Source organism: Pseudomonas baltica (assembly GCF_031880315.1).
In the GTDB taxonomy this organism is placed as follows: Bacteria; Pseudomonadota; Gammaproteobacteria; order Pseudomonadales; family Pseudomonadaceae; genus Aquipseudomonas.
In genome coordinates, this window is sequence record NZ_CP134771.1 from 4,278,520 (window position 1) to 4,301,160 (window position 22,641).

The 22,641-nt window shown below is 62.0% G+C and carries 21 protein-coding genes and 1 pseudogene; 17 read left to right on the forward strand and 5 right to left on the reverse strand.

The annotated features are described in order from the left end of the window. Nucleotides 1-36: 36 nt before the first annotated feature. Nucleotides 37-235 (reverse strand): annotated as a pseudogene (locus REH34_RS30270) (hypothetical protein); the annotation flags it as partial. A 129-nt stretch (nt 236-364) separates the two neighbouring features. Here REH34_RS30270 and REH34_RS19075 point away from each other — a divergent pair. Genes REH34_RS19075 through REH34_RS19085 form a run of 3 tightly spaced genes read left to right on the forward strand, consistent with a single transcriptional unit; the run spans nt 365 to nt 2,830 of the window. Continuing rightward, nucleotides 365-1,393, forward strand: a complete 1,029-nt coding sequence (locus REH34_RS19075) for a phosphotransferase (protein ID WP_311968806.1) — start codon at nt 365-367, stop codon at nt 1,391-1,393. Continuing rightward, nucleotides 1,390-2,061, forward strand: coding sequence for an N-acetylmuramate alpha-1-phosphate uridylyltransferase MurU (murU, locus tag REH34_RS19080; RefSeq protein ID WP_226504412.1), 672 nt, complete (start codon nt 1,390-1,392; stop codon nt 2,059-2,061). The genes REH34_RS19075 and murU overlap by 4 nt, the downstream gene beginning before the upstream one ends. 1 nt (nt 2,062) lies before the next feature. Then, nucleotides 2,063-2,830 carry a TerB family tellurite resistance protein gene (locus tag REH34_RS19085; RefSeq protein WP_226504470.1) on the forward strand — a complete coding sequence of 256 codons (768 nt, stop codon included), beginning with the start codon at nt 2,063-2,065 and terminating at the stop codon, nt 2,828-2,830. A gap of 129 nt (nt 2,831-2,959) precedes the next feature. Here the strand turns inward: REH34_RS19085 and REH34_RS19090 are convergent, their stop codons facing one another. After that, entirely contained in the window at nt 2,960-3,967 is a 1,008-nt protein-coding gene (locus tag REH34_RS19090) for an alpha/beta hydrolase family protein (RefSeq protein ID WP_311968807.1), read from the reverse strand. Nucleotides 3,968-4,063: 96 nt separating this feature from the next. Here REH34_RS19090 and REH34_RS19095 point away from each other — a divergent pair, with 96 nt between their 5' ends. The 9 genes from REH34_RS19095 (at nt 4,064) to trpE (ending at nt 14,727) form a co-directional block, all read left to right on the forward strand. Beyond that, nucleotides 4,064-6,079: a histidine kinase gene (locus tag REH34_RS19095; protein WP_311968808.1), complete on the forward strand. Its 2,016-nt coding sequence runs from the start codon at nt 4,064-4,066 to the stop codon at nt 6,077-6,079. A gap of 148 nt (nt 6,080-6,227) precedes the next feature. Next, the gene (locus REH34_RS19100; protein WP_226504415.1) at nt 6,228-6,857 is read left to right on the forward strand and encodes a response regulator transcription factor; all 630 of its coding nucleotides are present in this window, start codon (nt 6,228-6,230) and stop codon (nt 6,855-6,857) included. Nucleotides 6,858-7,114: 257 nt separating this feature from the next. Beyond that, on the forward strand, nt 7,115-8,239 hold the full coding sequence (locus REH34_RS19105) for an ABC transporter ATP-binding protein (protein WP_226504416.1): 1,125 nt from the start codon (nt 7,115-7,117) through the stop codon (nt 8,237-8,239). 70 nt (nt 8,240-8,309) lie between these two features. Further along, a complete protein-coding gene (locus tag REH34_RS19110; protein ID WP_226504417.1) occupies nt 8,310-9,341 on the forward strand; it encodes an ABC transporter substrate-binding protein in 1,032 nt (343 codons plus the stop codon). 72 nt (nt 9,342-9,413) lie between these two features. Continuing rightward, on the forward strand, nt 9,414-10,661 hold the full coding sequence (locus tag REH34_RS19115) for an ABC transporter permease (RefSeq protein ID WP_311968809.1): 1,248 nt from the start codon (nt 9,414-9,416) through the stop codon (nt 10,659-10,661). Nucleotides 10,662-10,672: 11 nt separating this feature from the next. After that, complete coding sequence (locus REH34_RS19120) at nt 10,673-11,494, forward strand: ABC transporter permease (protein ID WP_226504419.1); 822 nt, start codon at nt 10,673-10,675, stop codon at nt 11,492-11,494. Between the two features lie 189 nt (nt 11,495-11,683). Beyond that, the gene (rpe, locus tag REH34_RS19125; protein ID WP_226504420.1) at nt 11,684-12,358 is read left to right on the forward strand and encodes a ribulose-phosphate 3-epimerase; all 675 of its coding nucleotides are present in this window, start codon (nt 11,684-11,686) and stop codon (nt 12,356-12,358) included. Continuing rightward, nucleotides 12,355-13,173 (forward strand): phosphoglycolate phosphatase, encoded by an 819-nt coding sequence (locus REH34_RS19130; protein ID WP_311968810.1) that lies wholly within the window; start codon nt 12,355-12,357, stop codon nt 13,171-13,173. Before rpe ends, REH34_RS19130 begins: the two co-directional genes overlap by 4 nt. Nucleotides 13,174-13,242: 69 nt before the next feature. After that, on the forward strand, nt 13,243-14,727 hold the full coding sequence (gene trpE / locus REH34_RS19135; protein ID WP_226504422.1) for an anthranilate synthase component I: 1,485 nt from the start codon (nt 13,243-13,245) through the stop codon (nt 14,725-14,727). A gap of 94 nt (nt 14,728-14,821) precedes the next feature. Here the strand turns inward: trpE and REH34_RS19140 are convergent, their stop codons facing one another. Next, nucleotides 14,822-16,678: an autotransporter domain-containing protein gene (locus REH34_RS19140; protein ID WP_409373151.1), complete on the reverse strand. Its 1,857-nt coding sequence runs from the start codon at nt 16,676-16,678 to the stop codon at nt 14,822-14,824. 579 nt (nt 16,679-17,257) lie between these two features. Here REH34_RS19140 and REH34_RS19145 point away from each other — a divergent pair. The 4 genes from REH34_RS19145 to REH34_RS19160 all read left to right on the forward strand — a co-directional run bounded on the left by REH34_RS19145 (nt 17,258) and on the right by REH34_RS19160 (nt 20,557). Further along, a complete protein-coding gene (locus tag REH34_RS19145) occupies nt 17,258-17,857 on the forward strand; it encodes an aminodeoxychorismate/anthranilate synthase component II (RefSeq protein WP_311968811.1) in 600 nt (199 codons plus the stop codon). 9 nt (nt 17,858-17,866) lie between these two features. After that, entirely contained in the window at nt 17,867-18,916 is a 1,050-nt protein-coding gene (gene trpD, locus REH34_RS19150; protein ID WP_226504424.1) for an anthranilate phosphoribosyltransferase, read from the forward strand. Then, entirely contained in the window at nt 18,913-19,749 is an 837-nt protein-coding gene (trpC, locus tag REH34_RS19155) for an indole-3-glycerol phosphate synthase TrpC (RefSeq protein ID WP_311968812.1), read from the forward strand. Before trpD ends, trpC begins: the two co-directional genes overlap by 4 nt. Nucleotides 19,750-19,852: 103 nt before the next feature. Further along, nucleotides 19,853-20,557, forward strand: coding sequence for a lipoyl protein ligase domain-containing protein (locus REH34_RS19160; protein WP_311968813.1), 705 nt, complete (start codon nt 19,853-19,855; stop codon nt 20,555-20,557). On the opposite strand, the gene crp is transcribed toward REH34_RS19160, so the two are convergent. Further along, the gene (gene crp / locus REH34_RS19165) at nt 20,554-21,195 is read right to left on the reverse strand and encodes a cAMP-activated global transcriptional regulator CRP (RefSeq protein ID WP_311968814.1); all 642 of its coding nucleotides are present in this window, start codon (nt 21,193-21,195) and stop codon (nt 20,554-20,556) included. The two genes, REH34_RS19160 and crp, sit on opposite strands and share 4 nt — an antisense overlap. A gap of 215 nt (nt 21,196-21,410) precedes the next feature. On the opposite strand from crp, the gene REH34_RS19170 reads away from it, so the two are divergent. After that, nucleotides 21,411-21,836: an OsmC family protein gene (locus tag REH34_RS19170; protein ID WP_311968815.1), complete on the forward strand. Its 426-nt coding sequence runs from the start codon at nt 21,411-21,413 to the stop codon at nt 21,834-21,836. 124 nt (nt 21,837-21,960) lie between these two features. Here REH34_RS19170 and coq7 read toward each other — a convergent pair whose 3' ends face one another. Beyond that, entirely contained in the window at nt 21,961-22,608 is a 648-nt protein-coding gene (gene coq7 / locus REH34_RS19175) for a 2-polyprenyl-3-methyl-6-methoxy-1,4-benzoquinone monooxygenase (protein WP_311968816.1), read from the reverse strand. Nucleotides 22,609-22,641 lie beyond the last annotated feature (33 nt).

Here is a 22,641-nt window from a genome sequence, read left to right on the forward strand (position 1 = left end):
CGTCGGCGCCAGACGCACTGCGGCCATCCGCTACCGCGCCGTCCTGAACGGGACGTGGTGGCAGGTTGGCTGCACTCGTCTGGGGCTTGCAGTCCCAGGTGCCGGCAGCAGAAACTGAACAGTCGAACTGTTCCGCTGCTATTGCATGCGGGAGGATCAGGGGTTGCATCGCCAGCAGACTGCCGGTTACGAGCAACGGAAACTTTCTACGAAACGCGGGGGATTTCAATGCCATCTTATTAGTCCGGGCTTCCTGCGTGCCATCTGCCCGCGGTGGGGCCGCACGCCTCTCGATGGTCTGAAAAAGATGCTGGATAATAAAGCATGACCCGCTTGACGGCTAGCGCCGTCGGAGACCCTTGTAATGCCTGAGCAAGATGTACGCCTGCAACACCTCGAAGTCTGGCTTGCGGAGCAGCTGACACACCTCTTCAACGACCAGGGCTGGGGCGCTGTACCCCCGGTTTCATTGGTCGCAGCCAGTAGTGATGCGAGCTTCCGGCGGTATTTCCGCTGGGCCGCCGACGGCAGAAGTTTCATCATCATGGACGCTCCTCCCCCCCAGGAAAACTGCGAACCGTTCGTAAAAATCGCTGGGTTGTTGAAAAAAAGCGGGATAAATGTCCCGCAAATTCATGCTCAAGACCTCGAGCACGGCTTTCTTTTGCTCAGCGACCTGGGCAAACAGACCTATCTGGACGTCATCGATGCCGAAAATGCCACGGCAAAGTTCGCCGATGCCATCGATGCACTGATCGCCCTGCAGCAGTTGCCCATGGATACGCCGCTGCCCAGCTATGACGTGCCGCTGTTGCGCCGCGAGCTGGAGTTGTTCCCCGAATGGTATGTGCGCCGGCATCTGGGCGTGGAGTTCGATGTGCAACAGCTGCAACGCTGGCAGCGGGTCAGCGAGTTGTTGATCGACAGCGCACTGGCGCAGCCTAAGGTGCTGGTCCACCGTGACTATATGCCGCGCAACCTGATGGACAGCGAACCGAACCCCGGCGTGCTGGATTTTCAGGATGCCGTCTACGGGCCGGTAACCTATGACGTGACGTGCCTGTTCAAGGACGCCTTCTTGAGCTGGCCCGAGGAACGCGTGCAGGGTTGGTTGCACGACTATTGGCGGCAGGCCGCCGCCAAGGGTATTCCGGTGCAGGCCGATTTCGCCGAGTTTCAGCGGGCCAGCGATTTGATGGGGGTGCAGCGTCACCTCAAGGTCATCGGTATCTTCGCGCGCATCTGCCACCGTGATGGCAAGCCGCGTTACCTGGCCGACGTGCCGCGCTTCTTCGCTTATATAGAGACAGTGCTGGCACGCCGACCTGAACTGGCCGATCTGGCCGATCTGCTGCGCTCGCTGCCCGCTGCGGCCAAGGGCGCCCAATCATGAAGGCGATGATTCTGGCCGCGGGCAAGGGCGAGCGTATGCGCCCGCTCACATTGCACACCCCCAAGCCGCTAGTGCGCGCCGGCGGCGTGCCCTTGATCGAATACCATATCAGGGCGCTGGCCAAGGCCGGCTTCAAGCAGGTCGTCATCAACCACGCCTGGCTGGGGCAGCAGATCGAAGACCATCTGGGCGATGGTCAGCGCTTCGGCGTGCAACTGAGCTATTCGCCAGAAGGCGAACCGCTGGAAACCGGCGGCGGTATCTTGCGCGCATTGCCGCTGCTGGGCGACGAGCCGTTCGTGATCGTCAACGCCGATCTGTGGACCGATTATGACTTCGCTCGCCTGCACCGCCCAATAGAGGGGCTGGCCCATCTGGTGCTGGTGAATAACCCGGTGCAACATCCGCTGGGAGATTTTGTCTTGAATAAAGGCAAGGTCCGTGACGGCCTGCCAGGGGAGGCGCAATTGACGTACAGCGGTATTTCCATTCTGCACCCAGCGTTGTTCGCCAACTGCCAGCCAGGGGCATTCAAGCTGGCGCCGCTGTTTCGTCAGGCCATGAGCCAGGCGCAGGTCAGTGGCGAGCACTTCACCGGCCAGTGGATCGACGTCGGCACCCATGAGCGACTCGCCGATGTCGAACGCTTGCTGGCCGAGCGCCAATAACGTGCTGTGGCCGACGACCTTGATAGGCGCGGGTGCGGGGTATGCCATCGCCAGTATTCCCGGTGCCATGCTTGGCGCTTTGCTGGGCCAGGCGCTGGATCGGCGCCTGCAACTGCACAGCTGGGCCAACGTTCGCGAATTGTTGGGCGGTCGCCCGGCATTGCGCGACGACGAATTGCTGTTCGTGTTGCTCGGGCGGGTGGCTAAAAGCGACGGGGTGGTCACCGATAGCCATATTCGTCAGGCGCGGCACGAGATGGCGCAATTGCATCTCGGGCCGGGCGCGCAGCAGGCCGCGATCGCCTCGTTCGGCCGCGGCAAGACCGGGCGCGACAATGTGCGCGGGCATCTGCGCCGTCTTGGGCGCCAGGCGCACACGGGTGAAGGGATCCTGCGGGCCTGCTGGCGCATGGCCTGGGCGGATGGTGGGGTAGGGGCGACCGAGCGCGAGTTGATCCTGCAGTGGAGCGGGTGGCTGGGCTGGACTCGCCAGCAAAGCCTGGCGCTGGGCGCCGACTACGAACCGCGACGCAACAAGCCGCCGGTCAACAGTGGTGGGGAATATCAGGATGCCTTGCGCTTGTTAGGGGTAAACAGCGCCACCGAGCCGGACCAGATCAAACGCGCCTACCGCCGACTGCTCAGCAAGCACCATCCGGACAAGCTCGAAGGCAGCGGTGCCAATGAGGCGCAGGTCCGGGCGGCGACCGAGCGCACGCGCGATCTGCACAATGCCTACACGTTGATCAGGCAGCGGCGCGATTTTTGATATTGCGTCAGCAGGGCGGGCCTCTTCGCGGGCAAGCCTTGCTCCCACAGGTGTACTACTCGGGATCGGCGAACTCTGTGGGAGCGAGGCTTGCCCGCGAAGAGGCCTTCAAGAGCCACGCCAATCTCCCTACAGATCCTTATCCGGACTCAACCACCCTCGCACTCGCCGATACAGTTGCTCCTGCTCGGCCTGCGGGTCACCCGGCAGCACTGTCAGGTTGACCTGGCGATATTGGCTGCCGGTGACGCGCTTGCTGGCCTCCAGCCGTGCCTTGGCGGTTTTGCTCGCTGTCCCCTCATCGCCATAAAAGATATCCACAGCCGGGACCTTGAGCTGCGAGGTCAATTGCTCCAGCGGTTGCGTCGCGCCTTGCGGTGCGCGGGCGGCGACCATGACCAGTCGCTGCGCCCGCGACGGTTGGCGTTCGGTCAGATAGCGGGTGGCCCAGTAGGCGCCCGAACCATGTCCGAGCAACACGATGCTGCGGGCTTTCTGGGTTTGCGCGTAGGCGATGCCGGCATCGATACGGGCGAATATGCGCTGGGCATCGGCGTCGGACTGTTCATCGGCCGAGTCGGCGGCTGCGCTCTTGTCACCCGGATCGGCATCGGCGGCCGTGGCCTGCTCCACCGGCGCATTGGCATCGGCGGGGGTGGACTGACTTTTCGATTCGGTTGGTGTCGGCGTTGCGGCAACGGCGCGCGGTTGCGGGGAATCACTGAGCAGGTCCGGCACCGTCAGGCTCAGGCTGGCCCACTGGCCATCCGGCAGCTTGCGCCGCAACGGGCCGACGGCTTGCGGCCAGTCGGCAGTCTCGCCGGTGCCGGGGACAATGATCACCACGCCGTTACCGTTCGGGGCATTGGCCGGGCGCCACAGGGCCAGAAAGTTATCGCTGCCCGCTTGCAGTTGCACTTGCTCGGCGGCGGGCAGGGTGCGCGTCAGGGCCAGTGCGTCTTCTTCGCTGCGCTCCATGATGGGCGTGCGGGGCGCGGCCGGTGCAGCTGGCGGGGCAGCGGCGGGCGCCGGATCGGCGGCCAGCGCCCAAGGCGAAACCAGTGCCAGGCACAAAAAGGCGCTGCGCGAAATTGAAAAGCACGGAACAGCGAGCGATGTGCGGTAGATTGGAGACATCGGGTATTCCAGTCCAGTGTAGTAGCCGGCAGCCTAAAGCCATTTGGTTGCAGCAGCCAAGTGCCAGGCCAGTTCTTCTTGTTCATGAGACAGCAAATGATTCGATTGTGCAGCCTGTTGCTGATGGGCGTACTGATGCTCGGTGTGATGGTCGGCGGGCAAGCGCGCGCCGACGTGCCTGCCGTCGCGTCCCTTGATCCCGTACACGCGCAATGGTTGGCGGCCCATCGGCAGTGGCGGGTGGGGCTGATCCTGCAAACCCCTTATGCGTCCTATGATCGACGTTCGCAGCAGTTGTCCGGGCTCAACGTCGATGTGATCAATGGCTTGGCCAAGGTACTTCCGGTGGAGTTGACCTGGCGCCATTACCCCGATCAGGCCGCGCTGGAAGCCGGGCTGCGCCAAGGCGATATCGATTTCGCCCCAGGCCTGACGCAGACGCCGTCGGGTTTGCGTCTGTGGATGTTTTCCGATCCGTACATGCGCATCGCCGAGCGTGTGGTGGGCGAGCGCAACGGCGCAGTAGCGGTCGATCTCGAAAAGCTCGGCGAGAGCGACCGCGTGGCGGTGCGCATGCCCAGCCCTGTGGCCGATTACCTGCGCGACACCTACAGCAATCTCAATATCCAGGGCGTACCGCTGGAGCGCTACGCGCTGCAGGCGGTGCTCAGCCAGCAGGCCAGCTACGCGGTGGTCGACGAAGCGCAACTCAGTCGTCTGTCCAGGGAGCCCGAATTCGCCAGCCTGGCAGTAGTGGGTGACATCGGTCGGCCGCAGCTGTTACGCATCGGGTCGAGGCGCGACTGGCCGCAGATGGCCGGCGTAATCGAGGCCGGTCTGCACGATATTCCCGTAAAGGACATCGAGCAGTGGCGATCTCGCTGGCTGCAGCCCAGATACCCGACCCTCAATGAAGCCGGCGGTTTCTGGCTGAACCTGTGCCTGCTGCTGTTGGCCATGGTGCTGGCCAGCATCGCCATTCTCAGCTGGCAGCGCCGCCAGGTACGGCATCTGGAGGACGACCTGTTGCGCTCGAGGGAGGCCGTCGCCCGTCATCAGGCCGCCGAGCAGGCGTTGCAGCTCACGCAGTTTTCCATCGATCAGAGCACGGTCGGCATTTTGTGGGTGAACTGGGACAGCCACGTGCGCTATGCCAACCGCGCCGCCGAGACCATGCTGGGCTATGCACCGGGGGCGGTGGTCGACCGGCCGCTGATCGACTTCGAGCCCGGCTTGCACATGGATCGATGGCTCAATCTGTGGAAACGCGCACGCCAGGGCGAGGACGGTTCGCAGAGTGTCGAGACCGAGTGCGTGCGCGCCGATGGCAGTATTCTGCCGGCGGACGTGTCGCTGAGTTTTCTGCGCTTCCAGGACGGTGAATACCTGGTGGTGTATATCCAGGACGTCACCGAGCGCCGCCGCGCCTCTGCCGCACTGATGGAAAGCGAAGCGCGGCTGGCCGGCCTGGCGGAACAGCTGCGGGATCTGACCGCGCACCTGGAGAGCGTGCGCGAAGAAGAGAAAGCCCGTATCGCCCGCGAGGTGCACGACGAATTGGGCCAGATGCTCACCGTGCTCAAGCTCGAAACCTCAATGTGCGAGCTGGCCTATGCGCAGCTGGATCCCGGTTTGCAGGAGCGCCTCAACAGCATGAAGAAGCTGATCGCCCAGCTGTTTCAGCTGGTGCGCGATGTGGCAACCGCCCTGCGCCCGCCGATCCTCGATGCTGGCATCGGCTCGGCCATCGAGTGGCAGGCACGGCGCTTCGAGGCGCGCACTCAGATCCCGTGCCTGGTGCAGGTGCCGGAGCAGCTCCCGGCGCTCGGCGATGGCAAGGCGATCGGCCTGTTCCGCATCCTGCAGGAGGCACTGACCAATGTCATGCGCCACGCGCAGGCGCATACTGTAGAGGTCGTGCTTGTGGATGACGGCCAGTGGCTGAGCCTGTTGATCATCGATGACGGCATCGGTTTCGATCCGAGTGTGCCCAGCGCATCGTTCGGCCTGGTCGGTATGCGTGAGCGGGTGTTGATGCTCGGTGGCAATTTGCAGCTCGACAGTGCGCCGGGGGAGGGGACTCAGCTCAAGGTGGCGATTCCGTGGGTTTGAACGCAGATCCTGTCGGGGCTTGCGCGTTCGGCGGCGCAGAGCGCCGGATTTGCGATGCAATATCACTGGGCGCCGGAGTCTCCAGCATACTGGCGATTTGCGGGCAGAGCTCGCTCCCACAGGTTGATGTGTTTTCAGGAGAGATTATGTGATCCGTGTATTCGTGGCCGAAGACCACACCATCGTGCGCGAAGGCATCAAACAGTTGATCGGGCTGGCCAAGGACCTGTTCGTGTGCGGTGAGGCCAGCAATGGCGAGCAGTTGCTCGAAGCGCTGCGCCATACACCCTGCGAAGTGGTGCTGCTGGATATTTCCATGCCCGGGGTCAATGGCCTGGAGGCGATCCCACGGATTCGCGCGCTGAGCCATCCACCGGCGATCCTGGTGCTGTCGATGCACGACGAAGCGCAAATGGCGGCCCGCGCCTTGAAGGTCGGCGCCGCCGGCTATGCCACCAAGGACAGCGACCCCGCGTTGCTGCTGACTGCCATTCGTCGGGTCGCGGGCGGTGGGCGCTATATTGATCCGGACCTGGCCGATCGCATGGTGTTCGAGGTCGGCCTCACCGATTCCCGGCCGTTGCACACGCTGTTGTCCGAGCGCGAATTTTCGGTATTCGAGCGCCTCGCCCAGGGCGCCAACGTCAATGACATCGCCCAGCAACTGGCCCTGAGCAGCAAGACTATCAGCACCCACAAGGCGCGGTTGATGCAAAAGCTCAAGGTGGCGTCACTCGCCGAGCTAGTGAAATATGCGATGGAGCATAAATTGATTTGAATTGCAGGGTGTACAGGCGGGCCTCTTCGCCGCCGAAGGCGCCCGCAAGCCAGACGTATCCATTTACGACACCCCTGCACCCAGCAATAGCGGCAACCGCTCGTCCCGCATACCTGTCCACGCCATCCGTGTAGGGCAATCCCTACCCCAAAGCTTCCATAGCGCTGATGCCAATCTCTCCCGGCCCCCGATTTGCGTGGCCTGCAGCCTTCACTAGGCTGTAGGCAGGCAGTCACCAATCATCATAGGTACGGGTTATGAGCGTGGTTCAATCAAGCGCGCAGGCGAGCGAAGTGCTGGTCAGCTTTCGGGGCGTGCAAAAAAGCTACGACGGCGAAGCGCTGATCGTCAAAGACCTCAACCTGGATATCCGCAAAGGCGAATTCCTCACCCTGCTTGGCCCCTCGGGTTCCGGCAAGACCACCAGCCTGATGATGCTGGCCGGGTTCGAGACACCCACCGCCGGTGAAATCCAGCTGGCCGGGCGCTCGATCAACAACGTGCCGCCACACAAGCGCGACATCGGCATGGTGTTCCAGAACTACGCGCTGTTCCCGCACATGACTGTCGCCGAGAACCTGGCGTTCCCGCTGTCGGTGCGCGGCCTGAGCAAGACCGACATCGCCGAGCGAGTCAAGCGCGTGCTCGGCATGGTCCAGCTCGACAGTTTCGCCTCGCGCTACCCGGCGCAGTTGTCCGGTGGCCAGCAGCAACGCGTCGCCCTGGCCCGCGCGCTGGTGTTCGAGCCGCAGTTGGTGCTGATGGACGAACCCCTCGGCGCGCTCGACAAGCAGCTGCGCGAGCACATGCAAATGGAGATCAAGCACATTCACCAGCGTCTGGGCGTGACCGTGGTCTACGTGACACACGACCAGGGCGAAGCGCTGACGATGTCTGACCGCGTGGCGGTGTTCCACCAGGGCGAGATCCAGCAGATCGCCGACCCGCGCACCCTCTATGAATCCCCCAGCAACACCTTTGTCGCCAACTTCATCGGCGAAAATAACCGCATCACCGGGCGGCTGCTCAGTCGCGCCGGCGATCAGTGCGTGGTGGGCCTGGCCCGTGGCGAGAAGGTCACCGCGCTGGCGGTCAATGTCGGCCAGATCGGTGACGAAGTGACCCTGTCGATCCGACCTGAACGTATCCGCCTCAATGGCCATAGCAACGAATGCGCCAACCGTTTTTCCGGGCGCGTCGCCGAGTTCATCTACCTGGGCGACCACGTGCGCGTGCGTCTTGAGGTGTGTGGCAAAACCGATTTCTTCGTCAAGCAGCCGATCGCCGAGCTCGATCCGAGCCTGGCCGTGGGCGACGTAGTGCCACTGGGCTGGCAGATCGAGCACGGCCGCGCGCTCGATCCGCTGCCCGACGCACCGTAACGATTACCTCTGCCGTTGTAAGAAAAACCATAAGAGATACACCCAACCTGCACTCTGGAGAATCGATTAAATGCTCAAGCATCTGAAGTTCACCGCCCTCACCCTGGGCATGCTGTGTGCGGCCCAGGCCATGGCCGCCGACTTGACCGTGGTGTCGTTCGGTGGTGCCAACAAGGCCGCACAAGTCAAAGCGTTCTACGCGCCGTGGGAAGCTGCGGGCAACGGCAAGATCATCGCGGGCGAATACAACGGCGAAATGGCGAAGGTCAAAGCCATGGTCGACACCAAGAGCGTTGACTGGGATCTGGTTGAAGTTGAATCGCCCGAGCTGTCGCGCGGCTGCGACGAAGACATGTTCGAAACCCTCGACCCGAAACTGTTCGGCAATGGCAGCGACTACGTGAAGGGCGCTATCCAGACGTGCGGCGTCGGCTTCTTCGTGTGGTCCACTGTGCTGGCCTATAACGCCGACAAGCTCAAGACCGCACCGACCAGCTGGGCCGACTTCTGGGACACCCAGAAATTCCCTGGCAAACGTGGCCTGCGCAAAGGCGCCAAGTACACCCTCGAATTCGCGCTGATGGCCGACGGCGTAGCGCCCAAGGATGTCTACAAGGTCCTGGCCAGCAAAGACGGCCAGAACCGCGCGTTCAAGAAACTCGACGAACTCAAGCCCAACATCCAGTGGTGGGAAGCTGGGGCCCAGCCGCCGCAGTACCTGGCCTCGGGTGACGTGGTCATGAGCTCGGCCTACAACGGTCGCATCGCTGCCGTGCAGAAAGACAGCAACCTCAAGGTGGTGTGGAACGGCGGGATCTACGACTTCGACGCCTGGGCTATCCCTAAAGGCGCGAAACACGCCGAAGAAGCGAAGAAGTTCATCGCCTACAGCGTTTCGCCCGAGCAACAGAAGATCTACTCCTCGAATATCGCCTACGGCCCGGCCAACAGCCAGGCGGTACCGCTGCTCGACAAAGGCATCCTCAAGGACATGCCGACCACGCCGGAGAACATCGCCAACCAGGTGCAGATCGACGTCAGCTTCTGGGCTGACAACGGCGAGCAACTGGAGCAACGCTTCAACGCCTGGGCTGCCAAGTAAAGGTATCCGGTGGTAAAGCCGGCGCCTCCACCTAGGGGGCGTCGTTCTCGTCAAAGTCTTGCGGAGTACGTTATGGCCATCGCAGTGCCCCTGACCCCGGTCACCGGCCCCACACTGAAGCAACGGCTGGCCCGCGCCGAGCGGCTCAACCGCTGGAAGGCCCAGGCGTTGATCGCGCCGTTGGTGCTGTTCTTGCTGCTGGTGTTCCTGGTGCCTATCGTGGCCTTGCTCTATAAGAGCGTCGGCAATCCGGAAGTGGTCGGCACGCTGCCGCGCACGGTCGCTGCCATGACCGCGTGGGATGGCAAGGGCCTGCCGGAAGAGATGACCTTCAAGGCGTTGAGCGAGGACCTGGCCGATGCGCGCAAGAATCAGCAATTGGGCGATCTGTCCAAGCGCTTGAACATGGAATCGGCGGGCTACCGCAGCCTGCTGATGAAAACCGCCAAGGCGCTGCCTTTCGAGGCCGCCCCTGGCTCTTATAAAGAAGCGCTGGAGGGTCTCGACGAACGTTGGGGCGATCCGGCGTACTGGCAAGTGATCCGCCGTAACACCAGCAGCGTCACGCCCTATTATCTGCTGGCGGCGGTGGATCACCGGATCGACGATCTCGGCGAGCTGGCGCCCGCCACCCCGGATCAGGCGATCTACCTGGATATCTTCGCCCGCACCTTCTGGATGGGCCTAGTGATCACCGCCATCTGCCTGGCGCTGGCCTATCCGCTGGCTTACCTGCTGGCCAATCTGCCGACCCGGCAGAGCAACCTGTTGATGATCATGGTGCTGTTGCCGTTCTGGACTTCGATCCTGGTGCGGGTGGCGGCGTGGATCGTGCTACTGCAGTCGGGTGGGCTGATCAACAGCGCGTTGATGGCCATGGGCATCATCGACAAGCCGCTGGAACTGGTCTTCAACCGCGTGGGCGTGTACATCTCGATGGTACACATCCTGCTGCCGTTCATGATCCTGCCGATCTACAGCGTGATGAAGGGCATTTCGCCCACCTACATGCGTGCGGCGATTTCGCTGGGCTGCCATCCGTTCGCGAGTTTCTGGCGGGTGTATTTTCCGCAGACCTACGCAGGCGTCGGCGCGGGTTGCCTGTTGGTGTTCATTCTGGCGATCGGCTACTACATCACCCCGGCATTGCTGGGCAGCCCGAACGATCAGATGGTCAGCTACTTCGTGGCCTTCTATACCAACACCAGCATCAACTGGGGCATGGCCACGGCATTGGGCGGCTTGCTGCTGCTGGCCACGGTGGTGCTGTACCTGATCTATAGCCGCCTGGTCGGTGCCAGCCGCCTGCGCCTGAGCTGAGGAGATAAGAAATGCTGACCCCCTACATGTCGCCCATCGAGCGGGCGTGGTTTTACGGTTTGCGCATCCTCTGTGGATTGGTGCTGCTGTTCCTGATCCTGCCGGTGCTGGTGATCATCCCGTTGTCGTTCAACTCCGGCAGCTTTCTGGTCTATCCGCTGCAGGGATTTTCGCTGCACTGGTATCAGGACTTCTTCGGCTCGGCCGAGTGGATGCGCGCGCTGCGCAACAGCATCATCGTTGCCCCGGCGGCCACGGTGCTGGCGATGATCTTCGGCACCCTGGCGGCGATCGGCCTGACCCGTGGGGATTTTCCCGGCAAGTCGCTGGTGATGGCGTTGGTGATCTCACCGATGGTGGTGCCGGTGGTGATCATCGGGGTGGCGAGCTATCTGTTTTTCGCGCCGTTGGGCCTGGGCAACAGTTTCTTCTCGCTGATCATCGTTCATGCGGTGCTGGGCGTGCCGTTCGTGATCATTACGGTGTCGGCGACGCTGCAGGGTTTCAATCACAATCTGGTGCGGGCCGCCGCAAGCCTCGGTGCTTCGCCGCTGACCGCCTTTCGTCGAGTGACGCTGCCGATGATCGCTCCTGGGGTAATTTCCGGCGCGTTGTTCGCGTTTGCTACGTCCTTCGATGAAGTGGTGGTCACGCTGTTCCTGGCTGGGCCCGAGCAGGCGACCTTGCCGCGGCAGATGTTCAGCGGTATCCGCGAAAACCTCAGCCCGACGATTGCGGCGGCGGCGACGTTGCTGATCGTGTTTTCGGTGATTTTGTTGCTGGTGCTGGAATGGCTGCGTGGGCGTGGGGAGAAGATGCGTACCGCTGCTTGATCGGTGGCGGCTATTGGATCGCTTTCGCGGGCAAGCCTTGCTCCCACAGGCGTACACCGCACCATTGTGGGAGCCAGGCTTGCCCGCGAAGGGGCCCGCACTGACACACCCGAAAACCCGCACCTGCCCGTCACCCTCTGTCCTGGGCTACAATGCGCGCCACCGTGATTTCAGCCCTACAGGTGCGCCATGCAGCCCTACGCAATTGCTCCTTCCATTCTCTCCGCAGATTTCGCCCGCCTGGGCGAAGAAGTCGACAACGTCATTGCCGCAGGCGGTGATTTCGTCCACTTCGATGTGATGGACAACCACTACGTGCCCAACCTCACCATCGGCCCGATGGTCTGTGCGGCGCTGCGCAAATATGGCATCAAGGCACCTATCGATGTGCACCTGATGGTCAGCCCGGTCGATCGCATCATCGGCGATTTCATCGAGGCCGGCGCCACCTACATCACCTTCCATCCCGAAGCCACCCAGCACATCGACCGCTCCCTGCAGTTGATCCGCGAAGGCGGTTGCAAGGCCGGGCTGGTGTTCAACCCGGCCACGCCGCTCAATTTGCTCGAATACGTCATGGACAAGGTCGACATGATCTTGCTGATGAGCGTCAACCCGGGCTTCGGCGGGCAGAAATTCATCCCTGGCACCCTGCAAAAACTGCGCGAGGCCCGCGCCTTGATCGATGGCAGTGGCCGCGATATTCGCCTTGAAATCGACGGCGGCGTCAATTTGCACAATATTCGCGAAATCGCCGAGGCCGGTGCCGACACCTTTGTCGCCGGCTCGGCGATCTTCAACTCCCCCGATTACAAAGACACCATCGCCAAAATGCATGCCGAGCTCGCGCTGGCGCGCTCATGAGCAACCTGGCCCAGCTGTTCCCGGAGCATTTGCCGCGGGTGGTGATGTTCGACCTCGACGGCACCTTGGTCGATTCGGTGCCGGACCTTGCGGTCGCCGTGGACAAGATGCTGACCGAACTGGGCCGGGAACCCGCAGGCATTGAAGCGGTACGCATCTGGATCGGCAACGGCGCCAAGGTGCTGGTACGCCGCGCCCTGGCGGGCGGTCTGGAACATGACCACATCGATGATGCCGAGGCCGCTCGGGCGCTTGAATTGTTCATGGCTCACTACGGCGACAGTCACGCGCTGACCACGCTGTATCCGGGCGTGGTCGAGACCCTCAAGTGGCTGCATAAAAAGCGCGTGAAAATGGCCCTGATCACCAACAAGCCGGAGCAGTTCGTCGCGCCGCTGCTGGATGAGCTGGGCCTGGGGCGTTTTTTCAAATGGATCATTGGCGGCGATACCCTCCCGCAACAAAAGCCTGATCCGGCCGCCTTGCTGTTCGTCATGAAAATGGCCAATGCGCGACCCCGGCATGCGCTGTTCGTCGGCGACTCGCGCAGTGACGTGCTGGCGGCCAAGGCGGCTGGCGTGGCTTGCGTGGCCATGAGCTACGGCTACAATCACGGTCGGCCGATCAGTGAAGAATCGCCGACGCTGGTCATCGATGACCTGCGCGCATTGATCCCCGGTTGCTTACCGGGAAGCGGTGCGCTAACGTTGGCCGCAATCGACTCCTCCCCGCAAAGAGATTCCATCGTGGTGGTCACTCGCAAACTCTGGATGAAAGTCATCAAGGCCCTGGCCCGCTGGCGTTGGCGCGCCTGACTTTTGCCGCCGGCGCTGCCGGTTCGTTTGCCTACCTGACCGTTTTCCCCTCATGCCACGAGGCTGCTCATGATCCGCGAAGAATTCCTGCGCTTGGCTGATGCCGGCTACAACCGTATCCCGCTCGCTCGCGAAACCCTGGCCGACTTCGACACGCCGCTGTCGATCTACCTGAAACTGGCCGACGCCCCCAACTCCTACCTGCTCGAATCCGTGCAAGGTGGCGAAAAATGGGGGCGCTATTCGATCATCGGCTTGCCGTGCCGTACCGTGTTGCGTGTGCATGACCACACGGTACGCATCACGCTCGATGGCGAAGAGATCGAGCGTCACGAGGTCGAGGATCCACTGGCGTTCGTCGAAACCTTCAAGGCCCGTTACCAGGTGCCGACGATCGCCGGTCTGCCGCGCTTCAATGGCGGTCTGGTGGGGTACTTCGGTTATGACTGCGTGCGCTATGTCGAAAAACGCCTGGGCAAGTGCCCCAATCCTGATCCGCTGGGCGTGCCGGACATCCTGTTGATGGTTTCCGATGCGGTGGTGGTGTTCGACAATCTGGCCGGCAAGATGCATGCGATCGTGTTGGCCGATCCCGAGCAGCCTGATGCATTCGCCGCTGGCCAGGCTCAGCTCGATACGCTGATGGCCAAGCTGCGCGAGCCGATCACGCCCCGTCGGGGGCTGGATTTCAGCCGCGAGCAGGGTGCCGAACCGGTGTTCCGCTCAAGCTTCACCCAGGCCGACTATGAGCGCGCCGTCGACACCATCAAGGAATACATCCTGGCGGGCGACTGCATGCAGGTGGTGCCGTCGCAACGCATGACCATCGATTTCAAGTCGGCGCCGATCGACTTGTATCGCGCGCTGCGCTGCTTCAACCCGACGCCGTATATGTTCTTCTTCAATTTTGGCGATTTCCACGTGGTCGGCAGCTCGCCCGAGGTGCTGGTGCGGGTCGAGGATAATCTCATCACCGTGCGGCCCATCGCCGGTACGCGCCCACGCGGCGCCACCGAGGAGGCCGATGAAGCGCTGGCGGTCGATCTGTTGAGCGATGACAAGGAGATCGCCGAGCACTTGATGTTGATCGACCTGGGGCGCAACGACACCGGTCGGGTGTCCGAGGTGGGCTCGGTGAAGTTGACCGAGAAGATGGTCATCGAGCGCTATTCCAACGTGATGCACATTGTGTCCAACGTCACCGGGCATTTGAAGGAAGGCCTGACGGCGATGGATGCGTTGCGGGCGATTCTGCCGGCGGGCACCTTGTCGGGCGCACCGAAGATTCGCGCGATGGAAATCATCGACGAGCTGGAGCCGGTCAAGCGTGGCGTGTATGGCGGGGCAGTGGGGTATTTTGCCTGGAACGGCAATATGGACACGGCCATCGCCATCCGTACCGCGGTGATCAAGAACGGCGAGCTGCATGTGCAGGCGGGCGGCGGTATCGTGGCCGACTCGGTGCCGGCGCTGGAGTGGGAAGAAACCATCAACAAGCGCCGCGCCATGTTCAAGGCGGTGGCGTTGGCGGAGCAGCCTGTTTCGGCTGACTGATAGCTGATAGCTGCGGAACGGGATCTGTCCGCGAAGTTTTTAAAGGCTTCAAGCGCTTCGCGGCAGAGCCCGCTCACACAGAGGGGCGGTGGCTCTAGAACGTGATGTTCAACCCCGCTCCAGCCCCTTGCTGCACAACCCCCGCGCTTTTCTGCCAGCTATACGCCATCTGCAACGACCAATCCTGCGCCAATTGCAGCCGCAGCCCCAGGCTCGCACGATGGTGGCTGCCTGGCACTTGATAACCCGGCAGCGTGAAATCCAGCCCCGACAGCGTGTTCTGGCTGATGGTCAGTGCCTGTCGCTGATTATCGAACTCGCGTTCATGGCTGACCTCGCCATGCAACGACAGACGCTTGGCAAGTGGCAGCGTCCCTTGCAGGCCGACACCCAGGCGCCGAGAGTGGCGTTGTTGATCGGCGAAGGTCAACGCCGTGGTGCGATCACCTTTTTCCCGGTAACCCTCGACGGTAGCGCGCCCATAGTGAGCGCTGACGAACGGCGACAAGTGCCAGGCGCTGTCGGGGCGCGCCAGATCGAAACCCAGGCGCCCGCCCGCAGCCACGGCAGAGCCCTGGGTTTCGCCCCGTTCAGTGCGGGTCTGAATGCCCAGCGCGAAGCGTCGCTGATTGTCGAAACGGGTCAGCCCGCCGCTGAGGGTCAGGTCGGCCCAGGCATGATTGCCCCGGTATTGGCTGAAGGCACTGAGCATATAGCTGTCCATCCGGTAACGAGAATCGGCGCTCCCCGCTTCCAATTGCTGATGCTCGAAACCGTTGGCGATCCCCAGCCGCCAATGCTCGCTCGGGCGATAGCTGGTGCCGACCAGCAATTGCTGCGCGTGCCCTTTGCCCTGCGCTGAGGTGCTTTGCGCATCATGGCGGATGGATTGATCGTTGGCCGCCAGCAGCACTTGCCATTCCCCGACGGGCTGCCAGGGGGTCTGCCATTGGCTGCGCAGTTCGTCCTGATGAGCACGCAGGCTGCCATGGGCCATCTCCGGCAGCAGGGTGATTTCCCACGGTGCGGCAAGCAGCGACCACGCATAATCGGCGATCAGGCGGTGGCCGGCCGTGGTGGGGTGGGCGGCGTCGTTGAACAGCAACTTGCTCGGGTCGGGGGTGGCGCTGTTGATACCGTATTGGGGGTGTTCATCGCACAGCTGGCCATTGAAGCAGGTGGTCACAGCACCTTTGCCGGGTACCAGCCCGAACTGTACCGGGGCCGCTAGCACTTCCCCGAACAGGCCGGGAATATTCAGTGGGATGACCTGGGCGTCGATACCTTTGAGGCCGTCGAGTAATTGCTGGTTGAAGGCGGCGGACCAGGGCGTCAGAAAATTACCCAGGCCGATGGGGTAGACGCTTGGCGTATTGCCGAGATCGGGGAGCATCCACACCATTATCGTGCGGGCACCCGCCTGTTGCAGGGCCGCCACACTGGCGAGCAGTCGATCGGCCGCCGCCTGGGCTTGCGCCACGCCAATCACTTTGCCTTGGATGAAGTCGTTGCCACCGCCGGTGAGGTAATAGAGGGCCTCGGGATCGGCACGCTGGCCGTTGCTCAGATAACCGGGGGTGTCCGGTGTGCCGGTGATAGTTTGCAGGATCTGGTCAGTGCGCCATCCACCAATCGCATGGTTGTTGCCGCCGGCCGGTTGGTCGGCGTGCACCGCCGGGCCAAGGCTGGCCTCGGCAATGCCCAGCCGGCGGCCCAGCAGCATCGGCGCGACTGGAGCGAAGGGCTCGCCTGGCTGATAGGTGGGGCCGATGCGGTTGGTAAAGCGCAGGTGGCTGCCAGGCGAAGCATCCGGGTCGGCGAAATGTCCGGCATCGCTCAGGCTGTCGCCGAATACATGCAGGGATGAATAGGGCGCGCCCAGGCTGTCGGATGAACAGACAAGAGCGATGGCGAAGGTGCAAGTCGTGGCTGACAAGCGTGACATGAGCATAGGGGCGGTCCTGTTGTTTTTGTTATGGCAGTGCTCATCCGTGAGCCCGGCAAGAGGCTGTTCCTCTGTCGCGCTGGGAAGGTAACAAGCGCAACGGGTAAGAAACGATTGGGAAACATTGCCCTGGGAGAGCCGAACCGGTGCCCAATCGCCGTATCGACAGGCTCGTCGCCGCCACGCTATACTCGGCCGCAATTGAGCCTCTGTTACCGCCCGATCGGTACCATGCCCGCCTGACGCTTCACCACAAACCGGTAGCTTCACGTTATGTGCAACGCAACGACCCTCACTCAGCAGTGGTGGCGCTTCCAATAGGAAGCGGCATGTCGTTGCGCCTTGAAAGCGCACTTGCCGCCGTCACGGGTGAGCAAGGTTCAGGTTTCAGATAACTCCCCCGGCACGGCGGCTCCAACCCTCAGGAGATTGCCCGATGCCAGCGATACACCCTCTTTTCTGCCCACCGCCGGCACGCAGTCCCTGGCGGGAAGTACTCACGTCCCGTATTCGGATTAATGCAGACGCACGTCGAGTGCCCATGTCGCGCTCGAACGCTCATAACATCAGTAGATTGGGTGCAGCATGCTTTTGATGATCGATAACTACGACTCTTTCACTTACAACGTCGTGCAGTACCTGGGAGAGCTGGGCGCCGAGGTCAAGGTGGTCCGCAATGACGAACTGACGCTGGCCGATATCGAAGCCATGGCGCCGGAGCGTATCGTCGTGTCGCCGGGCCCGTGCACGCCGACCGAAGCGGGTATCTCGATCCCGGCCATCCTGCATTTCGCCGGCAAGCTGCCGATTCTCGGTGTTTGCCTGGGCCACCAGTCCATTGGCCAGGCCTACGGCGGTGATGTGGTGCGCGCGCGTCAGGTGATGCACGGCAAGACCAGCCCGGTGTTCCACCGTGACCAGGGTGTGTTCGCCGGTCTCAACAATCCGCTCACGGTGACTCGCTACCATTCGTTGGTGGTCAAGCACGAGACATTGCCCGATTGCCTGGAAGTGACGGCCTGGACCCAGCACGACGACGGTAGCGTCGACGAAATCATGGGCCTGCGCCACAAGACCCTCAATGTCGAAGGTGTGCAATTTCACCCCGAGTCGATCCTCACCGAGCAGGGTCACGAATTGTTCGCCAATTTTCTCAAGCAGACCGGCGGCGTCCGTCAGGGCTAAGGAATCAGCATGGATATCAAAACGGCCTTGAACCGAGTGGTCAGCAACCTTGACCTGAGCACGGATGAAATGCGCGACGTGATGCGCGAGATCATGACCGGCCAGTGCACCGACGCACAGATCGGCGCCTTCCTCATGGGCCTGCGCATGAAGAGCGAGAGCATCGATGAAATCGTCGGCGCGGTATCGGCCATGCGCGAGCTGGCCGGCAAGGTCGAGCTCAAGAGCTTGGCCGGTGTGGTGGACATCGTCGGCACCGGCGGTGATGGCGCCAACATTTTCAACGTGTCCACTGCCTCGGCATTCGTCGTTGCGGCGGCGGGTTGCACCGTGGCCAAGCATGGCAACCGCGCGGTATCGGGCAAGAGCGGCAGTGCCGATTTGCTGGAAGCGGCCGGGGTATATCTGAATCTGACGCCGGTGCAAGTGGCGCGCTGCATCGACAGCGTCGGCATCGGCTTCATGTTCGCCCAGGCCCATCACGGTGCGATGAAGCACGCCGCCGGCCCGCGCAAGGAACTCGGCCTGCGGACCATTTTCAACATGCTTGGCCCGCTGACCAACCCTGCGGGTGTCGAGCACCAGGTGGTCGGTGTGTTCAGCGAGGCCCTGTGTCGGCCGCTGGCCGAGGTGCTGTTGCGCCTGGGCAGCAAGCACGTGCTGGTGGTGCATTCCAAGGACGGCATGGATGAGTTCAGCCTGGCGGCCGCCACCCATGTCGCGGAACTCAAGAACGGCGTGGTGACCGAATATACCGTGCAGCCCGAAGACCTGGGCATCAAGAGCCAGAGCCTGTATGGCCTGGTGGTGGACAGCCCGGCGCAATCGCTGGAGCTGATCCGGGATGCCCTGGGCAAGCGCAAGACCGAAAACGGGCAAAAGGCCGCCGAGATGATCGTACTCAACGCCGGCGCGGCCTTGTATGCTGCCGATCACGCCCGTTCGTTGAAAGAGGGCGTGGCCTTGGCCCATGATGCATTGCACACCGGCCTGGCCCGGGAGAAGCTCGAAGAGCTGGGTGCCTTTACCGCGGTATTCAAGCAGGAGAATGAAGGATGAGTGTACCGACGGTTCTGGAAAACATTCTGGCGCGCAAGGCCGAGGAAGTTGCCGAGCGCCTGGCGCGAGTGAGCTTCGCCGAGGTCGAACGTCTGGCCGCTCAGGCCGATGCCCCTCGGGGCTTCGCCAAGGCGCTGATCGAGCAGGCCAAGCGCAAGCAGCCGGCGGTCATTGCCGAAATCAAGAAAGCCTCGCCGAGCAAGGGCGTGATCCGCGAGAACTTCGTGCCGGCCGATATCGCGCGCAGCTACCAAAAGGGCGGCGCCACCTGCCTGTCGGTGCTTACCGATGTCGATTACTTCCAGGGCGCCGATGCCTTTCTGCAGCAAGCCCGCGCAGCCTGCACGTTGCCGGTGATCCGCAAGGATTTCATGATCGACCCCTATCAGGTCGTCGAGGCGCGGGCATTGGGGGCAGATTGCATATTGCTGATCGTCGCCGCGTTGGATGACGTGAAAATGGCTGAATTGGCCAGCGTCGCCAAGGGCGTCGGCCTGGATGTGCTGGTCGAGGTGCACGACGGACACGAACTGGATCGGGCCTTGAAAGTCCTCGATACGCCACTGTTGGGCATCAATAATCGCAACCTGCATACCTTCGAAGTCAGCCTGGAGAACACGCTGGATCTGCTGCCGCGGATTCCCCGTGATCGCTTGGTGGTGACTGAGAGCGGCATCCTTAACCGTGCGGACGTCGAGTTGATGGAAATCAGCGACGTGTACGCATTTCTGGTGGGGGAGGCATTCATGCGTGCCGAGAGCCCGGGGCAGGAGTTGCAGCGTTTGTTCTTCCCTGAGCGGGTGATTCAGAACAGCGTCCCGACACTGGACTGACCCTGCAGAGAGGGGGCTTGCCCCCGGAAGATGCCCCTGCATCGCGGCGCATCAGTTTTACCGAATCGGGTGCAAGCCCTCTCGCTTCAAGAGTCGATACGGCATGGACACTGTGCAACGCCTCACCACTGCTGCCGGCCTTCAGGCTGAGCAGGACCTGCTGGCCGCCGTCTGTGCCGGGCGCCAGCCCCATGGGTTACTGTTCTGGCAGCCAACGGATCGCGCCTTGGTCATGCCGCGGCGCCTGAATCGTCTTGAACATTTCGATGCCGCCTGTGGCGAGCTGGCTGCCTCCGGCTGGCCAGTACTGCTGCGCGAAACCGGCGGCGAGCCGGTGCCGCAATCGCCAGCCACGGTCAATGTGGCGCTGGTCTATGCCGCCCCCCGTAGCGAAGGTGATCAGAATCGTCTGGAAATTGCCTATCGGCGTTTGTGCGATCCACTCAGCGCGGCGCTCGATGCCTATGGCGGTGAATCGTCGCTGGGTGAGATCGAAGGTGCCTTCTGTGATGGCCGCTTCAACGTCAATCTGGATGGCCGCAAGTGGGTGGGCACGGCGCAACGCTGGCGCCAAGGGCTGAGTGGTACGCGCCCGGTGGTGTTGGTGCATGGCGCCATGCTCATGGATAACGAGCGTGAATCCATGGTCGGTGCCGTCAATCGTTTCAACCAGCGCTGCGGCGTGCCTCAGGTTTGTCGGGCCGACAGCCATATCGCCTTGCACGAGCGGTTCGCCGCTGAAGAGCTGTTCGAACGCCTGAGGCAGGTCTATCAGGCGACTCTGGTAGAAATCGCCAATAAAGACTAGCGGGTGCCGAACACCACCATCGTTTTGCCTTTGACGCTGACCAGACTCTGCTCTTCGAGGTCTTTAAGCACCCGCCCGACCATTTCCCGCGAGCAACCGACGATCCGGCCGATTTCCTGGCGAGTGATTTTTATCTGCATGCCGTCGGGGTGGGTCATGGCATCGGGTTGCTTGCATAACTCCAGCAGGCAGCGGGCGACGCGACCGGTCACATCGAAAAACGCCAGATCACCCACCTTGCGGGTGGTATTGCGCAATCGTTGCGCCATCTGGCTGCCCAGCGCGTAGAGGTAGTCGGGATTCTGCTGCGCGAGTTCGCGGAATTTCTCGTAGCTCAGCTCTGCGACCTCGCACTCGGTCTTGGCCCGCACCCAGGCGCTGCGTTCGCGCTCGGCTTCCGCCGGCTCGAACAATCCCAGTTCGCCGAAGAAATCCCCAGGATTGAGGTAGGCGATGATCATCTCACGACCGTCATCGTCCTCGATCAAAATGGTCACCGAGCCCTTGACGATAAACGAGAGCGTTTGCGACTGCTCACCCGCGCAAATGATGTTGCTCTTGGCGGCAAAACGCCGGCGATGGCAGTGAGTCAGCAGATTCTCGATATTCTGGATCTTTACCGCGCAAGCGACTGCCATAGGGATATTCCGGATTCGAAAAGGGACGCGCCGAATGAGTAGGTACTAAGGTGCCATCAATTTGGCGTCAGCTTATCAGACATGAATATTTGTATCCTTATATTTACTGCTTCGATATGAATCCTGTTCCGGCGCCGAACTAATCAACACAGACAGTGAAAATCAGGCGCTGTGCTAAGCTGGCTGCCATTTTTTTCAACAGTGGAGTCCGGGTGATGAAAGCACGTATCCAGTGGGCCGGTGAAGCCATGTTTCTGGGCGAGTCGGGAAGCGGTCATGTCGTAATAATGGACGGCCCGCCAGAAAGCGGTGGTCGCAACCTGGGTGTGCGGCCCATGGAGATGCTGCTGATCGGCTTGGGTGGCTGCAGCAACTTTGATGTGGTCAGTATCCTGAAAAAATCTCGTCAGCCGATCGAAAGCTGTGAAGTGTTTCTGGATGCCGAGCGCGCACCGGTCGATCCCAAGGTATTCACCAGGATCACCATGCACTTCGTGGTCAAGGGGCGCGGGTTGAAGGAAGCTCAGGTCAAGCGGGCGGTGGAGTTGTCGGCCGAGAAGTATTGCTCGGCGTCGATCATGCTCGGTGCAGCGGGGGTGGAGATTACTCACGACTATGAGATCGTCGAGTTGGGTGAGTAAGGGCGTCTATCCCCTTGTTGATGGTGATCTTACTGGCCTCTTCGCGGGCAAGCCTTGCTCCTACAGGTGTATGAACTGCAGGAGCACGGCTTGCCGCGAAGAGGTCGGTATTCCTGGCGCAAAATCAGACTCGGTAGGTCGTCTTGGTCATCACCTTGGCCAACAAACTCATGCCCAGCTTGACCGGCCCCGGGAAGCGCAATCCCCCTGCGCCCAGCGCCGACTCGGCATGTTCGGCCTCATCGATGCGCATCTGCTCGAGAATCGCGCGGGATTTCTGATCGACTTCGGGCAGCTCCTGTAGATGCTCGTCCAGGTGCTTGCACACCTGATGCTCGGTGGCGGCGACGAATCCCAGGCTGACCTTGTCGCTGATCAAGCCTGCGGCGGCGCCCATACCGAACGACATCCCGTAGAACAGCGGATTCAGTACGCTTGGGCGACTACCTAGCTGGCGAATACGTTGTTCGCACCAGGCCAAATGGTCGACTTCTTCCTCGGCCGAGTGCTCCATGGCCTTGCGCACTGCTGGCAGCTTGGCGGTAAGCGCCTGGCCCTGATACAGGCCTTGGGCGCAGACTTCGCCGGTGTGGTTGATGCGCATCAGGCCGGCGATATGCCGGGACTCGGTCTCGTCCAGCGCAGCGTCGGGCTTGACGATGGCAGGCGACGGGCGCGACGGCTGGCCGCTGAAGGGCAATAGGGTGCGCATGGCAGTGTCGGCCTGCAGCAACAGACGGTCGATGGGCGAGTATTGACGTTCGGTAGCCATGGGCTCCTCCGAGTGAAACGGGCAGAAACGTTA